The organism is Elusimicrobium sp. An273, assembly GCF_002159705.1.
In the GTDB taxonomy this organism is placed as follows: Bacteria; Elusimicrobiota; Elusimicrobia; order Elusimicrobiales; family Elusimicrobiaceae; genus Avelusimicrobium; species Avelusimicrobium gallicola.
Map to the genome: position 1 here is coordinate 466,261 of NZ_NFJD01000001.1, position 17,296 is coordinate 483,556.

Annotated in this window: 20 protein-coding genes; 7 read left to right on the forward strand and 13 right to left on the reverse strand. The window is 52.4% G+C overall.

Going from position 1 to position 17,296, the window contains the following annotated elements; genetic code table 11:
* Positions 1-20 precede the first annotated feature (20 nt).
* Genes zapA through B5F75_RS02195 form a run of 5 tightly spaced genes read left to right on the forward strand, consistent with a single transcriptional unit; the run spans position 21 to position 3,782 of the window.
* A complete protein-coding gene (zapA, locus tag B5F75_RS02175; protein ID WP_143351227.1) occupies positions 21-317 on the forward strand; it encodes a cell division protein ZapA in 297 nt (98 codons plus the stop codon).
* The gene (locus tag B5F75_RS02180) at positions 314-1,567 is read left to right on the forward strand and encodes a replication-associated recombination protein A (protein WP_087287233.1); all 1,254 of its coding nucleotides are present in this window, start codon (positions 314-316) and stop codon (positions 1,565-1,567) included. The genes zapA and B5F75_RS02180 overlap by 4 nt, the downstream gene beginning before the upstream one ends.
* Positions 1,568-2,773, forward strand: a complete 1,206-nt coding sequence (xseA, locus tag B5F75_RS02185; protein ID WP_087287236.1) for an exodeoxyribonuclease VII large subunit — start codon at positions 1,568-1,570, stop codon at positions 2,771-2,773.
* A 6-nt stretch (positions 2,774-2,779) separates the two neighbouring features.
* On the forward strand, positions 2,780-3,028 hold the full coding sequence (xseB, locus tag B5F75_RS02190) for an exodeoxyribonuclease VII small subunit (RefSeq protein WP_087287240.1): 249 nt from the start codon (positions 2,780-2,782) through the stop codon (positions 3,026-3,028).
* Positions 3,018-3,782 carry a TlyA family RNA methyltransferase gene (locus B5F75_RS02195; RefSeq protein ID WP_087287243.1) on the forward strand — a complete coding sequence of 255 codons (765 nt, stop codon included), beginning with the start codon at positions 3,018-3,020 and terminating at the stop codon, positions 3,780-3,782. Before xseB ends, B5F75_RS02195 begins: the two co-directional genes overlap by 11 nt.
* Before the next feature lie 33 nt (positions 3,783-3,815).
* Here B5F75_RS02195 and B5F75_RS07670 read toward each other — a convergent pair whose 3' ends face one another.
* The 10 genes from B5F75_RS07670 to hrcA all read right to left on the reverse strand — a co-directional run bounded on the left by B5F75_RS07670 (position 3,816) and on the right by hrcA (position 13,952).
* Positions 3,816-4,322 carry a type IV pilin protein gene (locus B5F75_RS07670; RefSeq protein ID WP_275531902.1) on the reverse strand — a complete coding sequence of 169 codons (507 nt, stop codon included), beginning with the start codon at positions 4,320-4,322 and terminating at the stop codon, positions 3,816-3,818.
* 193 nt (positions 4,323-4,515) lie between these two features.
* Positions 4,516-5,076, reverse strand: a complete 561-nt coding sequence (gene pth / locus B5F75_RS02205; RefSeq protein WP_087287246.1) for an aminoacyl-tRNA hydrolase — start codon at positions 5,074-5,076, stop codon at positions 4,516-4,518.
* 3 nt (positions 5,077-5,079) lie between these two features.
* The gene (locus B5F75_RS02210; protein ID WP_087287249.1) at positions 5,080-5,754 is read right to left on the reverse strand and encodes a 50S ribosomal protein L25; all 675 of its coding nucleotides are present in this window, start codon (positions 5,752-5,754) and stop codon (positions 5,080-5,082) included.
* A gap of 45 nt (positions 5,755-5,799) precedes the next feature.
* Positions 5,800-6,744 carry a ribose-phosphate diphosphokinase gene (locus B5F75_RS02215; RefSeq protein ID WP_087287252.1) on the reverse strand — a complete coding sequence of 315 codons (945 nt, stop codon included), beginning with the start codon at positions 6,742-6,744 and terminating at the stop codon, positions 5,800-5,802.
* On the reverse strand, positions 6,737-8,140 hold the full coding sequence (glmU, locus tag B5F75_RS02220) for a bifunctional UDP-N-acetylglucosamine diphosphorylase/glucosamine-1-phosphate N-acetyltransferase GlmU (protein ID WP_087287255.1): 1,404 nt from the start codon (positions 8,138-8,140) through the stop codon (positions 6,737-6,739). Before glmU ends, B5F75_RS02215 begins: the two co-directional genes overlap by 8 nt.
* Before the next feature lie 178 nt (positions 8,141-8,318).
* Positions 8,319-9,548 (reverse strand): tRNA (N(6)-L-threonylcarbamoyladenosine(37)-C(2))-methylthiotransferase MtaB, encoded by a 1,230-nt coding sequence (gene mtaB, locus B5F75_RS02225; RefSeq protein ID WP_087287260.1) that lies wholly within the window; start codon positions 9,546-9,548, stop codon positions 8,319-8,321.
* Entirely contained in the window at positions 9,548-10,243 is a 696-nt protein-coding gene (locus tag B5F75_RS02230; protein WP_087287265.1) for an RsmE family RNA methyltransferase, read from the reverse strand. Before B5F75_RS02230 ends, mtaB begins: the two co-directional genes overlap by 1 nt.
* 96 nt (positions 10,244-10,339) lie before the next feature.
* Positions 10,340-12,220: a molecular chaperone DnaK gene (gene dnaK / locus B5F75_RS02235; RefSeq protein WP_087287268.1), complete on the reverse strand. Its 1,881-nt coding sequence runs from the start codon at positions 12,218-12,220 to the stop codon at positions 10,340-10,342.
* A 57-nt stretch (positions 12,221-12,277) separates the two neighbouring features.
* Positions 12,278-12,859 (reverse strand): nucleotide exchange factor GrpE, encoded by a 582-nt coding sequence (locus tag B5F75_RS02240; RefSeq protein ID WP_158093749.1) that lies wholly within the window; start codon positions 12,857-12,859, stop codon positions 12,278-12,280.
* Positions 12,852-13,952, reverse strand: a complete 1,101-nt coding sequence (gene hrcA / locus B5F75_RS02245) for a heat-inducible transcriptional repressor HrcA (protein ID WP_087287276.1) — start codon at positions 13,950-13,952, stop codon at positions 12,852-12,854. Before hrcA ends, B5F75_RS02240 begins: the two co-directional genes overlap by 8 nt.
* A gap of 548 nt (positions 13,953-14,500) precedes the next feature.
* Here hrcA and B5F75_RS02250 point away from each other — a divergent pair.
* Entirely contained in the window at positions 14,501-15,310 is an 810-nt protein-coding gene (locus B5F75_RS02250; RefSeq protein ID WP_158093750.1) for a TatD family hydrolase, read from the forward strand.
* 29 nt (positions 15,311-15,339) lie between these two features.
* The gene (locus B5F75_RS02255; protein WP_087287284.1) at positions 15,340-15,918 is read left to right on the forward strand and encodes a hypothetical protein; all 579 of its coding nucleotides are present in this window, start codon (positions 15,340-15,342) and stop codon (positions 15,916-15,918) included.
* 118 nt (positions 15,919-16,036) lie between these two features.
* On the opposite strand, the gene rplT is transcribed toward B5F75_RS02255, so the two are convergent.
* The 3 genes from rplT to infC form a co-directional block, all read right to left on the reverse strand.
* Positions 16,037-16,384, reverse strand: a complete 348-nt coding sequence (gene rplT, locus B5F75_RS02260) for a 50S ribosomal protein L20 (protein WP_087287288.1) — start codon at positions 16,382-16,384, stop codon at positions 16,037-16,039.
* Between the two features lie 12 nt (positions 16,385-16,396).
* The gene (locus B5F75_RS02265; protein WP_087287291.1) at positions 16,397-16,603 is read right to left on the reverse strand and encodes a large ribosomal subunit protein bL35; all 207 of its coding nucleotides are present in this window, start codon (positions 16,601-16,603) and stop codon (positions 16,397-16,399) included.
* Between the two features lie 102 nt (positions 16,604-16,705).
* Entirely contained in the window at positions 16,706-17,245 is a 540-nt protein-coding gene (infC, locus tag B5F75_RS02270) for a translation initiation factor IF-3 (protein WP_087287294.1), read from the reverse strand.
* Between the last annotated feature and the right edge of the window lie 51 nt (positions 17,246-17,296).

Below are 17,296 nucleotides of genomic sequence, written 5' to 3' on the forward strand. Positions count from 1 at the left end.
AAAAAAGTTACAATACCAATATGGCCAAAGATATTGTACAAGTGGAAATCAAGCGGATTCCGCTGGATATAGAAGCGTCCGAATTGGGCATGGTGGAACTGACCGATCTGGCCGCTTCGGTGGAAAAGTATATGCTTCAGCTGCAGGAAGAGGGCGAAATTGACACGTTAAAGCAAGCGCTCTTGGCCGCCCTGCATTTTGCCGCGCAGGCCTATTTGCAAAGCCAAAACGAAGGCGGCAAGCGCAAGGAAGAAGAATCCCGCGTGGACGATTTGATTGTGAAATTAAAATCTTCTTTGGACAATACCCGCAAATGACACCCGACGAACAGGAAAACATCCCGCTGGCCGCGCGCCAAGCGCCGAAACGATTGGAAGATTTTGCCGGACAGCCGCACCTGCTGGGCCCGGGCAAAATGCTGCGCCGCCTGCTGGAAGCGGATATGATTAAATCGGCCGTGTTTTTTGGCCCGCCCGGCTGCGGCAAAACGGCCACGGCGCGCTATATCGCTTCGCGCACGCAAGCCTATACGGTGGAACTCAACGCGGCGGCCGCCGGCGTGGCCGACATTAAAAAAGTGCTGGCCGAAGCCCGTGAACGCGCCCGCACGCCTACGTTTGACCAAAAGCGAACGCTGGTCATTCTGGATGAAATCCACCACTTTAATAAAACCCAGCAGGACGTCTTGCTGCCGTCCGTGGAACGGGGCGACATCATCCTCATCGGCATTACCACCGAAAACCCATACTTCTATATCAACACGGCCTTGCTGTCGCGGTTTTCCGTGTTTGAATTTAAGGCGCTTGGGGAAAAGGATTTGCTTAAAATTTTAAACCGTGCCGCCGAAAAAGAAAAAGCCCAAATCGCAGCGGACGCGGCCGACTATTTTATCACGCAGGCCAACGGCGATTCGCGCAAAATGCTAAACGCCGCGGAACTGGCGTTTGTAACCACGCCCCCCGCACAAGACGGCCTGAAGCACATTGATCTGGACATTGCCAAAGAATGCATCCAGCGCCGCCATTTAAACTACGACAAAAAAGGCGACGAACATTACGACATTATTTCCGCCTTTATTAAATCCATGCGCGGCTCCGACCCGGACGCCGCCGTCTACTGGCTGGCGCGGATGCTGGAAAGCGGGGAAGACCCGCGCTTTATCGCCCGGCGCATTTTAATTTGCGCCTGCGAAGACGTGGGCTTGGCCGAACCGTACGCCATTATGATTGCCCAAGCGGCGTTTGCCGCCGCGGAAGAGTTGGGCATGCCCGAGGTGCGCATCCCCTTGGCGCACGCCGCCATTTACGTGGCCTGCTGCCCTAAAAGTAATTCGGCCTACCTCGCGGTGGACGCCGCCCTTACAGAAGTGCGCGAGGGCAAATACCGCCCCGTGCCCGACCACCTGCGCTCCGGCGGCAAGAACCGCGGCTACAAATACGCGCACGATTTTCCCAACCATTATGTAAAACAGCTCTATATGCCTTCACCCATGCAGTTTTTTAAGCCCGGCGTGCTGGGCAAAGAAGCCGCTATTATAGAACGCCTGAAAAAAATCAAAGGAGAATAAATGGAACCCGAAGCGCCTTTCCGCGGGCAGGTATTTACCGTTACCGCCATTACGCTGGCCCTCAAGCAAATGATGGAAGGGGTGTTCCGCGACGTGTTTGTGGAAGGCGAAGTAAGCAGCCTGCGCGAGGCCGCCAGCGGGCACATTTATTTTGACCTCAAAGACCGCGAATCGCTTTTATCCGCCGTGATGTTTAAATGGGACGCCCGCAAATACGGCTTTGAACTGCAGGAAGGCGTGCAGGTGCGCGTGTGGGGCAGCCTGTCCTGCTATGCCAAGCAAGGGCGGTACCAAATTGTGGTAAAAACGGCCGAAGCCTTGGCCAAAGGCAACCTGTTTTTGGAATTTGAAAAATTAAAAAAGAAGCTGGAAGCCGAGGGCCTGTTCGCCCCCGAGCACAAAAAAGAAATTCCGGCTTATCCCCAACGCATTGGCGTAGTTACCTCGCCCACCGGGGCGGCGGTGCGGGATATTTTATCCGTCTTAAAACGGCGCAGCCCGCATTTGGAAATCATCATTGCGCCGGTGCTCGTGCAGGGCGAAGAAGCCGCCGGCCAAATCGCCCAAGCCATTGCCGATTTAAACCGCTTCAAACCGGCCCCGGACGTATTGCTCGTGGGCCGCGGCGGCGGCAGCATGGAAGATTTGTGGGCGTTTAACGAAGAAATCGTGGCCCGCGCCATTTACAAAAGCAAAATCCCCGTGATTTCCTGCGTGGGGCACGAAGTGGATTTTACCATTGCCGATTTCGTGGCCGATTTGCGCGCACCCACGCCGTCCGCCGCGGCGGAGCTGGTGGTGCAAAACTCCCAAAATACCCGGCAGTATATCCGCCAGCTGCAAAAACGCCTGCTTCAATCCGTCAGCTTGTTCTACGAGCGCGCCCGCAACCGCTTTGACCAGGCCCTAAACAGCCGCGTGTTTAAAAACCCCGAAACCATTTTTCAAGCCAAAGAACAGGAATTGGATGATTTATCCCTGCGGCTGGAAAACGCGTGGAAGGAAAAGCTGTCTAATTTTACCCACCGTTTTGAACTCGCCCGGAACCAACTGCAGGCGCTGGGCCCCCAAGCCGTGCTCAAACGCGGCTACAGCATTACACGCAAGGCGGACGGCTCGGTCATCAGCCGCGTAGGCCAAACCGCGCCCGGCGAAACCGTATTTATCCAAGTGCAGGACGGTATGATCCGCTCCGAAGTAAAGTGAGGCATTATGGCAAGCAAAATAAACTTTGAAAAACAACTGGCCCGGCTGGAAGAAATCGTGGCCCAATTGGAAGAAGAACAAACGGATTTGGACGCTTCGGTAAAGCTGTTTGAAGAGGGCGTCGCTTTATCCAAAGAGCTGTCGCAAAAATTGGAAACCGTCAAATTCAAAGTGGAAGAATTAAAGAAAAAAGGAAGCGAACTCTTAACCGAGCCGTTTGACACCGAACTGGCTGAGGATCCCAATGGCAAATAAAAAACTGCGTTTGGATATGGCGCTGGTAGAAAAAGGCTTTTTCCCCAGCCGAAACCGCGCGCAGGCCAGTATTATGGCGGGGGAAGTGTTGGTAAACGGCGAAGTGGATACGCGCGCCGACCGCACGATTCTGCCGGAAGACGTGATTGCGCTAAAAGAAAAATCCTGCCCGTATGTGTCGCGCGGCGGGCTGAAGCTGGCGGGAGCACTGAAAGCCTGGAACATAGACCTGAAAGGAAAAGTGTGTGTGGACATTGGCGTAGCCACGGGCGGATTTTCGGATTGTATGATTCAAGCCGGCGCCAAAGACGTGTACGGGGTGGACGTGGGCAAAGGCCAGCTGGCAGACGAAATGCGCCGCTATAAAAACTTTCACTTTAAACCCGAAACCAACGCCCGCTATATGACGGCCGATTTGTTTGACCAAGCCCCGCAGTTTGCGGCGGTGGATGTTTCGTTTATTTCCTTAACGATGATTATGGAGCCGTTATTTAAAGTAATGGCAAAAGAAGCGGAAATCGTGTTTTTAATTAAACCGCAGTTTGAGCTGACGCCCAAACAGGTGCCGCACGGCATCGTGAAAACGGAAGAAAACCGACAGCTTGCCATTCGGCGCGTGCAGGACTTTTTTGAAGAAAACCTGAAAGAAAAATACGGCGGCGTATCGGGCGAAGTAATAGAAAGCCCCATTAAAGGCACACACGGAAACACGGAATACCTGTGGCACGTAAAACTAAACAAACCGAATGCATAAATAAAAAACCCCGCTTTAAAAGCGGGGTTAAATTTAAATGGGGTTGCCTTTTCCTTTAAACAGCTTACACCATTTGTCACTTTCGTAACATACAATCGTATTAGCTGAACCTTCACACGTCTCGTATTCCAGCAGATACTTGCGTTCCAAGTTATTCCCGTCAAACTCTCTTCCGTCCCCTTCCATGCGGGCTGCAATCACATTCTCCGTTACTGGGCAACGGCTGCCCCAGCTAAAACCGGTGTTTATATAGCACCAGTCCTTGTTGCAACACACCTCTTCTTCCCCCGTCCAAGAGCAAGTTAGCCCGGCCGGCAGCTCTATTCCCAAATCTTCATTCTTTTTCCCATATACGGCATCCGCCCCGTTTGCCAAAATGAACAGCTGCTTTTGCTGATTCATATACCGCAGCATCTGTACCGCTTCTGCCGCGCGCGATTTTTCAACCGATTTTTCATATTGAGGCAGCGCAACGGCAGCCAAAATACCGATAATGAGCACAACTACTAGCAATTCAATAAGGGTAAACCCTTTTCCCATAATAAAACTCCTTGTATATATTCATTTAAAGGTCTGTTTGCAGTTGATGCTGCGTCCAAGCTAAAAAGAAAGAACAAACAAAGTGTATCAAAAAAACCGAGTCAAAGCCAACACGAAACGCTAGGCTATGAATAAAAACCCGGGGAAAAGTTTGTCTGTCCCCGGGTTTTGGATGTTCTTCTAAATTTATCAATCAGTTAAAGGTATTCATCGCTTTTTCCATACCTTGCGTAAAAAGCATTTCCAAAGCGTCCACCGCCCGCGAAAGGGCGTCTTCCAACGCCGGTTGGTCGGCCTTGGGAAATTTGGAAAGTACAAAATTGGCCAAATCAAATTTTTCGGGTTTGGGCCCAATGCCTAGGCGCAGGCGGGGAATGTCCTGCGTGCCCAACTGCTCAATCACGCTTTTCATTCCTTTCTGCCCGCCGGCCGAGCCGCTCTTGCGCAGGCGCAATTTGCCCACCGCCAGCGATACGTCGTCAAAACACACCAAGCAGTTTTGCGGCGGGATTTTATAGAACCGGGCCAGGCTGGATACAGCCCGACCCGATTCATTCATATATGTGGAAGGTTTCAGAAGAAAGACCTCTTTCCCCGCCACCGTTACTTTTGCATATACTCCCAAGTTCTGCCAGGCTTTCCACTCGGCACCCCATTTCTGTCCGGCGGCGTCCAACACCATAAATCCGGCGTTGTGGCGCGTGCGTTCATACTCGGTTCCGGGATTTCCAAGCCCCGCCAGGAGATATTGCATACGTTATTTCTTAGCGGCGTCCTTCGTAAGGTTGCCTTCTTCGTCTTTCTTGCCCTTGGTGGAAGAGCTTTCCGGCTGGGCGGCGGCAGCATCAGCGGCCGGCGCAGGAGCAGGAGCTTCTTCTTCTTTCGGAATGGCCAAGTGCACCACGGGGGCTTCGGCATCCGTGATGAGTTCCACCCCTTCGGGCAGTTTAATATCGCCGGCTACCAAGCCTTTGTTAATCGTCATGGGCGTAATATCCAACACGATTTCGTGCGGAATGGCGCTGACCAAGGCGCGTACTTCAATTTCGCGCAGGATGTGTTCAATAATAGCGCCGTAGTTGGCCACGTCGGCCGGGGTTCCTTCCAGTTTAAGCGGAACAACGACGTCCATTTTGTCTTTCATGCTGACGCGCTGAAAATCGGCGTGAATCGGATTGTCGGTTACGGCGTGGTATTGGATTTCTTTTACCAGGGCCAATTCTTTGGCACCGTTTAAATCCATTTCCACCAGCGTGTTTTTACCGGCTTTTACGATTTTGTCCAAATCTTTTACGCTTACGGTTACGCTAACAGGTTCTTTTTGCCCGCCGTAAATGACGGCCGGGATTTTCTTTTCGGCTCTGATTTTAGAAAGAGCCCCTTTGACGCCAATCCCTTCGCGGGCAGCGGCAGAGATAGTTACTTTTTCCATTTTATTCCTCCAAAAATTTTCATCCGAAAATTTTGAAATTTTGTTTTAGTTAAACATATCGCTGATAGAGCGGCCGTCGTGGTTGCGTTTAATCGCGTCCGCCAGCAAATACGACACCGACAGCACTTCCACCTTCGGCCCCAAGTCCCGAATCGGCAGCGAGTCCGAAATGACCAGCTTTTTGATTTCCGACCGGTTAATTTTGTCTATCGCGTTGCGGGACAGCAGACCATGCGTGCAAACCGCATAAATCTCGCGGGCGCCCCGCTCTTTGATTTTCTGGGCTACGGTGGTAAGCGTACCGGCCGTATCCACAATGTCATCAAAAATAATGGCTACTTTGTCTTTCACGTCGCCGATGACGTTATAGACCACCGCTTCGTTGGCTTTGGGGCGGCGTTTATCAATAATCACCAGCCCCGCATCCATGCGGGCCGCAAATTTGCGGGCGCGTTCCACGCCGCCCACATCCGGCGAAATAACCACCAAATCTTTCCGGTCAAAATCTTTGAAATAATCCAAAAACACTTTGCGCGCGCGCAAATGGTCTACCGGAATGTCAAAGAAGCCCTGAATCTGCCCCGCGTGCAAATCCACCGTCATAATCCGGTCGGCACCGGCTTCGGTAATCAGATTGCTGGCCAGCTTGGCCGTAATCGGCACGCGCGGGGAGGCCTTGCGGTCGGCGCGGGCATAGCCGAAGTACGGAATTACGGCCGTAATCTTGCCGGCGCTGGCGCGTTTAAAGGCGTCAATCATGATCAGCAGTTCCATCAAGTTTTCGTTGACGGGCGGGCAAGTGGGCTGGATTAAATAGCAATCGTGCGCGCGGACGCTTTCCAAAATCTGGACGTCAATTTCTCCGTCGGCAAACCGCTCCACACGCAGTTTTCCCATTTCCATATTGAGGTGGCTGCAAATTTTCTGCGCCAGAGCAATGTTGGCATTGCCGGAGAAAATTCTTAAATCGCCGTTTACGCTTTTAGTCATTTTTCTTTACACCTTTTTTTTCCAGAACGACCTGACGCGAACGGGCTATCGCCAGAGATTCCGCCGGAACCTCTTTCGTGATGGTTGACCCCGCGCCGATTTTTGCATATTCGTGCACCGTTACCGGCGCCACAAAATTCACGTTAGACCCTACAAACACATGGTCTCCAATAAGCGTTTGGTGTTTGTTTTTGCCGTCATAATTGCAGGTAATGGTTCCCGCCCCCACGTTCACGCCGGCGCCCATTTGGGTATCGCCGATATAGCTTAAGTGGTTTACTTTGGAACCTTCCCCGATGACGGATTTTTTAATTTCTGAAAAATTGCCCACTTTGGCGCCTTTTTTAAGCACCGATTTCGGACGCAAATGCGCATACGGCCCCAGTTGGCAGCACGCCTCCACCTGCGATTCTTCAATATACGTGCCCATTTTAAGGGTTACGTTGTCGCCGATGACCGAGTCCTTGATATACACGTTGCCCTCTATCTCGCAGTTTTTGCCGATGACCGTGTTGCCGCAAATATAGCAGCCGGGGCAAATGCGCGTATCCGTGCCGATTTTGACGCCCGGATCAATATACACTTCCCGCGGGCGCACGAGGGTTACCCCTTCGTCCATCAGTTCCGCGGCCACGCGGTCGCGCATGATTTGCTCGGCCTCGGCCAGCTGCGCTTTGCTGTTAATGCCCAGCGCCTGCTGGTAATCCCGGCCGGCAAAAACCACTACGGGCTGGTTCATTTGCTTAATCAACGCCAGCGTATCGGTTAAATAGTATTCGCGTTTCGGGCCCTGCGGCGTAAGCTGGGTAAGCGCCGTTTGCAGCGAGTGGGAATTAAAAACGTACATGCCGCTGTTAATTTCGGCGATTTTTTTGGTTTCTTCGTCGGCGTCGCTGTCTTCTACGATATTTTCAAACGAGCCGTCCTCCGCCCGGATGATGCGCCCGTACCCACTGGGGTCGGGCACCGTAACACCCAATACAAGGGCGCCGGCTTCGTTTTGTTCAAACACTTCGGTCATCCGCGCCAAGGACTGCGCTTTTAATAACGGCGTATCGCCGTTTAACACTAAAACGGTTTCAAATTTCTGCAATAAGGGAATGGCTGCTTTGACGGCGGAAGCCGATCCGGTCAGCTCGGTTTGCTGAACAAACACCACCGGCGCCGTAATGCCCCACTGGCTCAGGCCGGCCTGTATGGCGTTTACCACCGTTTGTGCTTCGTGCCCTACGACAATGCCAATCGCGGCCGGGCCCAAGGCTTGGGCCGCCTTCAAAATATGTGCGATAATAGGAAGACCGCAAACGATATGCAGCGGTTTGGGAAGAGGGGACTTCATCCGGGTGCCTTTTCCGGCCGCCAAGATGAGTACACACAGATTTTTTTTGGCTACCATTGTTTTATCTACTCTTGCCTAAAAAGAATCTAACTTGTTAATGAATAATCAGGAACAAATTATATATATATTATACCAATAATCCGCCCAACCTGCAAAGCGGAAATGTCGGCACTTCCTGCCTAGGCGGGGCATTGGTTATATTGTAGCATTTTCAGTTAGAAGGGAAAAAGCCCGCCTAGCACAAAACGCCCCGGCACAGGCCGCCTTCGGCCCCGGTAATCCGCACGCGCACCAGCCCGCGGCAGGGCTGATCAGTCTCCAGCACCGTTTGCTGAAAGTTGGAAGTAATCCCGTGCGGGCGGCCTTGTTTGTGCTCTTCTATAAACACTTCCTGCTCCGTTCCCACCAGCGAAGCGGCAAATTGCGCGCGGAGCTCTTTATCCAACGCGCGCAGGGCGTCTGCGCGGCGTTTGATTTCCTCGCGGGGAAGCTGTTTCAGCGCCGCCGCCGGCGTGCGCGGGCGGGGCGAATAGCTAAATACGTGAAGGCCCGCCAGTTTTACTTCGCGGATAAAGGCCACGGTTGCTTTAAAATCGGCTTCGGTTTCGGTGGGGTAGCCGGCAATTACGTCTGCAAAGATTCCGATTTGCGGCACCTGCCGGCGCAAATCCGCCACCCGCGCGCGGTAAGCGGCGGTGTCGTAATGGCGGTTCATATCCTTTAAAATTTTATCGCACCCGGCCTGCAGCGGCAGGTGAAAATAATTGCAAAACCGGTCGGGCCGCAAGGCCATCTGTCGGATGATCCCATCCGTTACCGTTTGCAGTTCAATGGAGGAAAACCGCACCCGAAAACGACCGGGCAGGGCGGCAATCTTTTCGCACAAGGCGGCCAAATCCGCCCCCGTTTGCGGGCAGACGTAGTTGCCGATGTTAATGCCCGTCAGCACGATTTCGGCAAAGCCTTTTGCCTCCAAGGTCTGAATTTCATGCAATACGTCCGCCAGCGGTTTGGAACGCTTAACGGGCCGCGCATAGGGAACAATACAATAGGAACAAAAGCAGTCGCACCCGTCTTGAATTTTAATAAAAGCGCGGCTGTGCCCTTCGTGGCCGGACACCGTCCAGCACACGTCTTCCACGCCAAAAAGCTGTTTGCCCAAGTCGTACTTGCCGATGATTTGCGCCTGCGGGAACTTTTCGCGCACCTGCGCTTCGTGCGCGGCGGCGTAGCATCCCGTCAGCACCAAACGTGCGTTGGGGTTGCGGCGCAAAATTTGGCGGATTTGTTTTTCCACGTCTTTATCGGCCTGATGGGTTACCGTGCAGGTGTTGAGCAGGCAAATATCGGCCGTTTCCGGCGAGGAGGCCTGCGTATATCCGCCGCGCAGGAATTGCTCCAAGAGGGCTTGGCTTTCTACCTGATTGACGCGGCAGCCGAAAGTTTTAATAAAAAAAGTAGTCATTATAACAGTTTGGCGGCTACGGCAATGCACGCCGTTTCCGCCCGCAGGATATTGACGCCCAACGTAACGGGCAGTACATTGTATTGGGCGGCGATGACGATTTCTTCATCCGTCCAGCCCCCGGCTGGCCCCACATACACCCGCAGGCGTTTGGGATGGGCCAATTTTTCCAACCCCCACGCCAAGGTATGCGTTTCTTCGGCCTCGTAAGCAATCAAGGACGGGATTTCCTGCCCGATCGCTTGCGAAAATTTTAACGGCGGCAGTATCGCCGGCACAAACGGCGTGTCGCACTGTTTGCAGGCGGCAATCATAATCTGGCGCCAGCGGTCGTTTTTGCCGTCCCATTTTTTAAGCACATCGTATTCACTGCGCTCGGTTACCACCGGCCGAAAAGCCGCCACCCCCAGCTGGGTGCATTTGTCCAACACGTCTTCCAGCCCCGTGCGGGAATTGGGAGCAAAGCAAAGCTCCAGCTCCAGCGCCGGACGGCGCACCGGGCACGGCCTTAACAGCGTGCCGCGCACGAATTTTTTTTGAATACGGTCAATGCGCCCCATATACTGGCGGCCCGTACCGTCAAACACGCGGATTTCGTCCCCCTCCTGGTGCCGCGCGACGGCGCAGGCGTGGTGGGCTTCCGCATCCATCAGAAAAAATTCGGTTTCTTTAATATCTGCAAAATACTGGGGCATACAGTTATTTTACTTTTTTATGCTTTTAAAAGTAAAAACAGCCCATAAAAAAGGGGAACCGCGTTCGGTTCCCCTTTCATTGCTGGCAAGTGAAGATTATTTATCTACCACTTCGGCTTCTACCACATCGTCCTTGCCGCCGTTGCCTGCCGCTCCGGCTTGGGCCGAGGCGTCCGGCCCGGGCTGAGCGCCGGCTTGGGCGCCCGCTTGGGCCTGCTGTTGGGCTTGCGCGTTTTTGTACATCGCTTCACCCAATTTCTGGCCGGCTTTCAAGGCTTCATCCGTGGCGGATTTGATTCTGGCCACATCTTCGCCTTTGAGGGCGTCTCTTAAGTCGCTCAAGGCGCGGTCAATGGCCAAGCGGTCATCCTGAGACACTTTATCGCCATATTCTTTCAGCGATTTTTCCGTCTGGTAGAGCACGCTGTCGCCCTGGTTTTTGGCTTCAATGACTTCTTTGTGTTTCTTGTCTTCTTCCGCAAATTTCTCTGCGTCTTTGACGAATTTTTCCACTTCGGCATCACTGAGCTTGTTGGGCGAGCTGATGGTGATATGCTGTTCCTTGTTGGTACCCAGATCTTTGGCGGAAACGTTCAAAATACCGTTCGCGTCGATATCAAACGTAACTTCAATCTGCGGTACGCCGCGAGGAGCTGGCGGAATGCCGTCCAAGTCAAACTTGCCCAGCGGCACGTTGTCTTTGGCCATGGGGCGTTCACCCTGCAAAACGTTGATGGTTACGGCCGGCTGGTTGTCCGACGCCGTAGAGAAAATCTGCGTTTTGCGCACCGGGATGGTGGTGTTGCGTTCAATTAGGCGAGTGCACACGCCGCCCAAGGTTTCCAGACCCAAAGACAGCGGGGTTACGTCTAACAAGAGGACGTCTTTGACGTCGCCCGTCAAAATACCGGCTTGCACCGCCGCACCGATTGCCACGCATTCCATCGGGTCAATGCCGCGTTCAATTTTCTTGCCGACCAAGTCTTCCACGTATTTCTGCACAATCGGCATACGGGTCGGGCCGCCGACCAAGATGATGCGGTCAATTTGCGAGGCCGTCAAGCCTGCATCGGACAAAGCCTGATTGACCGATTTGCCGCAGCGTTTGACGATGTCGTCCACCAAGCTTTCCAGTTTGGCGCGGGACAATTGCAGTTCCAAGTGTTTCGGGCCGTCCGCACCCGCGGAAATGAACGGCAGGTTAATGTCCGTTTCCATGGTGGTGGACAATTCAATTTTGGCCTTTTCGGCCGCGTCTTTCAAGCGCTGTTGGGCTTGTTTGTCTTTGGACAAATCAATACCGGTTTGTTTGCGGAACTCGTCCACCATCCACTGGATGATGGCGTTATCCATATCCGTACCGCCCAGCTGCGTATCGCCAGAGGTGGCCAGCACGTCAAACGTGCCTTCTTTGCCCATTTCCATAATTGTTACATCCAGCGTACCACCGCCCAAGTCAAAGACCATTACTTTCTGTTCTTTGCCGGCTTTATCAATCCCGAAGGCCAACGCGGCAGCGGTCGGTTCGTTTACCAAGCGCACCACTTCCAACCCGGCAATGCGGCCGGCGTCTTTGGTGGCCTGGCGCTGGTTATCGTTAAAATAGGCAGGTACCGTGATAACGGCTTTTTCCACGGGTTCGCCCAAGAAAGCTTCGGCGTCTTTTTTCACTTTCTGCAGAATGAAAGCCGACAGCTGCTGAGGCGTAAATTCCTGTCCGCGCAAATTGTATTTATAGTTTTCCCCCATTTTGCGTTTGAAGGCGGTTACGGTGCCTTCCGGGTTGGCAATGGCCTGCCGGCGGGCAGGTTCACCCACGAGGCGCTGACCGTCTTTGGTGAAAGCTACATAAGACGGAAAAGCCTTTCCGCCGATAGAGCTTCCTTCGGCAGACGGAATAATCGTTCCTCTGCCTCCTTCCATCACCGCAGCGGCGGTGTTAGAAGTACCCAAGTCAATACCAATAATTTTAGCCATACTTTATTTCTCCTTGTGAAATCAAAAAATTTTTACCCCATTTGGGCGGAACGGGCATTACCCTTCCGCGTGCTGGCCGACAATCACCCGCGCCGGGCGCAGGACTTTGCCGTCCATCGTAAATCCCATCTGTACTTCCTGCAAGACAAGTCCGTCTTGGTCTTCGCTGGAAGGAATCATCGCCACGACTTCCTGGGTGGCCGGATCATACGGCTTATCCAGTACATCCATATGCTCAATTCCTTCCGCTTTAAAAGCTTTTTCAAGCTCCGTAAAAACCATATTCAGCCCAGCCTTTACGGCTTTTAACGAAGCGGAACATTCTCCTTTATCTTCTTCTTTGGCCAATTCGGCGCGCTGGCGCAAAAGCACTTCATACGCGGGCAGCAGCTTCTGGGCAAATTCTTTTTTCCCGTAAGCCAGGAAAGAAGCTTTTTCCCGTTCGGTGCGTTTGCGGTAGTTGTCAAAGTCCGCGCTTAAACGAACCAGCTGGTCGTAATAATCAGGCTTTTTTTCCGGGGTAGGCTCGTCCGCCGGTTTTACTTCAATTTCCGGCTCGCGCACTTCCGGCAAATCCTGCTCATCAAGCGCTTGGGCGGCTTCTTCTCCGCCGTTTTTATGCTGATGTTTTTTACTCATAGTCTTTTTCATCCTCGGAGGGCAAAGCCGTCCAGGTATTCATAGAAGTTTCCAACAAACTTCCGATAAAATTTACCAAGGACATCACTCTGGTATACTCCATATGTTTCGGGCCGATAATGCCCAACATCCCTACCGTTTTATCCCCCACACGGCAAGCGGTAGACACAATGCTCAGGTTGCGCAGTTCCGCCAATTCGTTTTCGCTGCCAATGCTGACGTTTACCTTCTGATTGGATTTCTCCATATCCGCCATTTTTTCATTGAGCAGCGAAGAAAACCGTTCGCGCTCCTCCACCACCCGCATCATTTGTTTCAAATCTTCGTAATCGTCCTGCGTAGTGTTTGCCAGCAGGCGGCCGATGCCTTCCACATACAATTCGTCCGCACTGGTTTGGGGCCGTTCAATATCTTTCAGCACCTGGGTGGTTAAATCCGCCAAGTCGGAAATTTCCCGGTGGCCGGAGTGAACGTGCTGCCACAGCACCTGCCGCGCCTGAGCCAGCGTGCGGCCGGCAATTTCTTCATTAATAAAGCGGCTCAGTACCCGCAGGCGGGCCGGCTCAATCACGTATCCCGTACGCACCGGCCAGTGCCGCACGGCGCCCGCTTGTGTAACCAGTACTACCAAAATCAGCCCCGGCGCCACCGGCACAAAATCCAACCGCTGAATCCGCTGGTCGTCCACATTGGCCGTATACACAAACCCCGCCGCGCCGGAAAGCATCGCCAATAAGCGCGAGGTTTGCACCAGCATATTGTCCACCTCGTTGACGCGGGCATCGTACTGCTCTTCAATGCGCTGGCGTTCGCGTGCGGCCATTTTTTGCACGTTGGCCAGGTAATCCACATAATAGCGGTAGGCTTTGTCCGTAGGAATGCGTCCGCCGGAAGTATGCGGCTGGTAAAGATATCCTTCTTCTTCCAGTTCTTTCATAATGTTGCGAATGGTGGCGCTGGAAACATCCGGCAGGGCACCGTCCGCAATCATTTGCGAACCGACCGGACGGCGGGTTTCCACAAACTGCTGGATGACCCACCGCAGAATCTTTTCTTTACGAGCTTTGGCAATTTCCGGTTTTAAAATTCTCATATTTTTCTCGGAGCATCTTCTGAGTACTTAATCTATTTTAGCACTCTTTGTTCCTCACTGCTAGTATTATATGCAATTATTTTATTTTTGTCAACCCCTTTTTTAGACTGCTAATTTTGAAATTGCCTTTCTCGTCGAATCAAAGCCCAATAAAAGCCCTTCCTACCAGCCAGTATAGAAAGGGTCATGCACAAAAACAAGCGTATTTTTGGATTAGACTTTCGCCTCCCTGTCCACCCCCGGGAAGGCGCGGTTAGCCTGCCCTTGGAGCGCCATGGTTTGCCTCACGCACACCTGCTTTCTGTTCCGTAAACATGTTTTGGCCCGGCGCAACCGCCTGCACATAGCGACTTTTGGAGACGGCGCCTGATACCGTGGCAAGGCTCCGCCGTAAAATGCCCATGATGAAAACAAGTGCTGACAGTTTTATACGGGGAAATCCGGCCTTTGGAAGGACTGTGCGAGATTTTGTGCAAAGAAACGGTCTATCCCTCCTAAAGAAAAACAATTCCTTCTATTGCGGCTGTTTAAAAAGATACAATATATATATGCAATTTATTGATTCGCACGCCCATTTAAACGACCCCGCTTTTGACGCCGACCGTACGGAATTAATCACCCAAAAACTGCCGCAGGCCGGCATTGCGCTTAGTGTGGAAATCGGCTGTTCGCCCGAAGAGTGGCAGCCCGCGCTGGAGTTGTCTTCGCAACATCCGTCGCTCATTCGCGCGGTGCTGGGGGTTCACCCGGAATACGCCTGCAAAATGAACGACGCAGCCTGGAAACAGCTGGCCGCCCTTTTACCGGACGAACGCAACGTGGCCGTGGGAGAAATCGGGCTGGATTACACGTGTTTGGAATTTACCGATAAAGAAAAACAGCAGGAAGCGTTTGCCCGCATGCTTGCGCTGGCCAACCAAACGCAAAAGCCGCTTGTACTGCACATCCGCCGCGAAGGCGACGATTACGCCGCCTACGAAGACAGTTTCCGCCTGTTAAAACATCAGTGGAACGGATCTTCTTCCACCGGGTATCCGGGTGTGCTCCATTGTTTTTGCGCCCGGTATGAAGAAGCCAAAAAGGCGTTGGATTTAGGGTTGCTGCTGGGGATCAACGGCTGCTTTACCTATAAAAAGAACGAATACATCCGCGAAGCCGTTAAAAAAGCGGGGGCGGACAAAATCATTTTGGAAACGGACTGTCCGTACCTTTCCCCGCAAGGAAAACGCGGCCAGCGAAACGATCCTTCCAATGTCCCGCTGATTGCCCAATTTACGGCCGATTACCTGAATATGCCGCTGGAAGAACTGGCGGAAATGACCACCCGGCAGGCAAAAGCCTTGTACGGGCTGAAATAAATTTGTTATAGTGGGAAAACGGAGTGCATATGAAAAAATGGGGACTGGTTTTTGTATTTGGCACGCTGCTATTGGCAGGGTGCACCACGAAAGAGCAAGAACAGCAAATCCGCTTGTTTTGGCTGCAGCAATACAGCAATTTGATAGTGAAAAAGCTGGCGTCTGCCCCGGCGGAGCTTGCCAACAATCCTCAATTTAAAAAGCTGACGGCCTCGCTGGAGCAGTCTTTTGGCAAGAATCTGCCGGCCCAGCCTGCGGCGGCCCGCCCCGCGCAGCCACAAATTATGGAAGTATCCATGTCCGAAGACCTGCTGCCGGGCAAAGCCTCCGAAGCCGATCGCACCCGTATGAAACGCGCCTTGGAAGCGGTGCAGCTTTCCAATCAAAGCACGCTTACGGATATTGCCGCCACTTTTGGCAACAACGTCAAATACCAGGCCTTTTTAATTACGGCCCAAACGGAACGCCAACTAAAGAAAACCGCCGAACAAAGTGCCACTTTTACGGCTTATTTTCAGACTCAACAGCAATTATTAAAGGAGCAAGACCGCCAGATTAACGAATTGCTGCGCAAGAATACGGCCAGCATTAAAAATATCCGCCGCTAAAACGCCACGCGGGGTTTTCCCCTGCCGCGTACCGGCCCCTAATAAACGATTGTTTGCTTTATGCCCATAAAAAACCCCGCCCATACGAGCGGGGTTTTTACTTGCAAAGCAGAAACGCTTACGCGGCTTTGACCACGTCCACCAATTTCTTGAAGGACACCGGGTCTTTGATCGCCATTTCGGACAACATTTTGCGGTTAAGCGTAATGTTGGCCTTGGCAAGGCCGCTGATGAATTTAGAGTAAGACAAACCTTCCTCTCTCACCGCGGCATTGATGCGGGTAATCCACAACTGGCGGTAAGTGGTTTTTTTGTCTTTGCGGCCAACGTAAGCATGCACGCCGGATTTATCCAGCTGCTGGGTGGCCATGCGCAAGCGGCGGGATTTGTCTCCATAGTAGCCGCTGGCTCTTTTCAATACTTTTTTCTTTCTTGCGTGTCTGGCAACGCTGAATTTAATTCTCATGTTTCTACCCTCTTATTTGGCCATAGGAAGATATTTTTCCAAGATCTTCCCTTTGTTAGACTCGGGCGTAATCACGCCGGTCTTTCTGGTTTCGTGCTTCCGGGAGGCAGAAACAGGCGTAAGCAAGTGTTTTCTGCCGGCTTTTCTGTGGGTGAATTTACCCGTGGCGGTTTTTCTGAAGCGTTTTTTGCCGCCGCTGTGGTTTTTCAATTTAGGCATTTTATCATTACCTCTGTTTAATTAGTTCTTTTTCCGAACAACCTGCGCCGGGAGCCGGTCAAGCCCCGCACGCAGTACACTAAAAAGAACCTAAAAATCGGTTTAGTTTTTGGGCACAAACGTCATAGACATCCGGTTGCCCATGGACTGCAGTCCGCCGTCCACATTGGCAAGCTCGGCCAAACGTTTGGCCGTATCGTTTAAAATCTGGATGCCGATATCCTTGTGCTGGTTTTCGCGGCCGTGGAACACCACTACGAAACGCACCATATCCTTCTTGCGAAGGAACTCTTCAATCTGGCGGATTTTCACGTCCAGATCGTGCGGAGCAATGCGCGATTTGATGCGCAGCTCTTTTAACGTTACTTTGGCTTGTTTTTTTTTGGCTTCCGCCGCTTTCTTGCCCTGTTCGTAAACATACCGGTTGTAATCGAGTATCTTACACACAGGAGGCTGGGCGTTGGGTGAAATTTCCACCAAGTCCAACTCTTGTTCTTTGGCCAAGGCGATGGCTTGCGCCACCGGCATGACCCCAATCATCGTGCCGTCGGTATTAATGACTCTTACTTCGGGCACACGGATGTTCTGGTTTCTGCGATAGAGATCTTTTTTGTATTCTCTTCTGTTATCGTATCTGGCCATTTAGTTATTCTTTCAAAAAAATAGTTCCCCTATACGGGAACATATTTATTA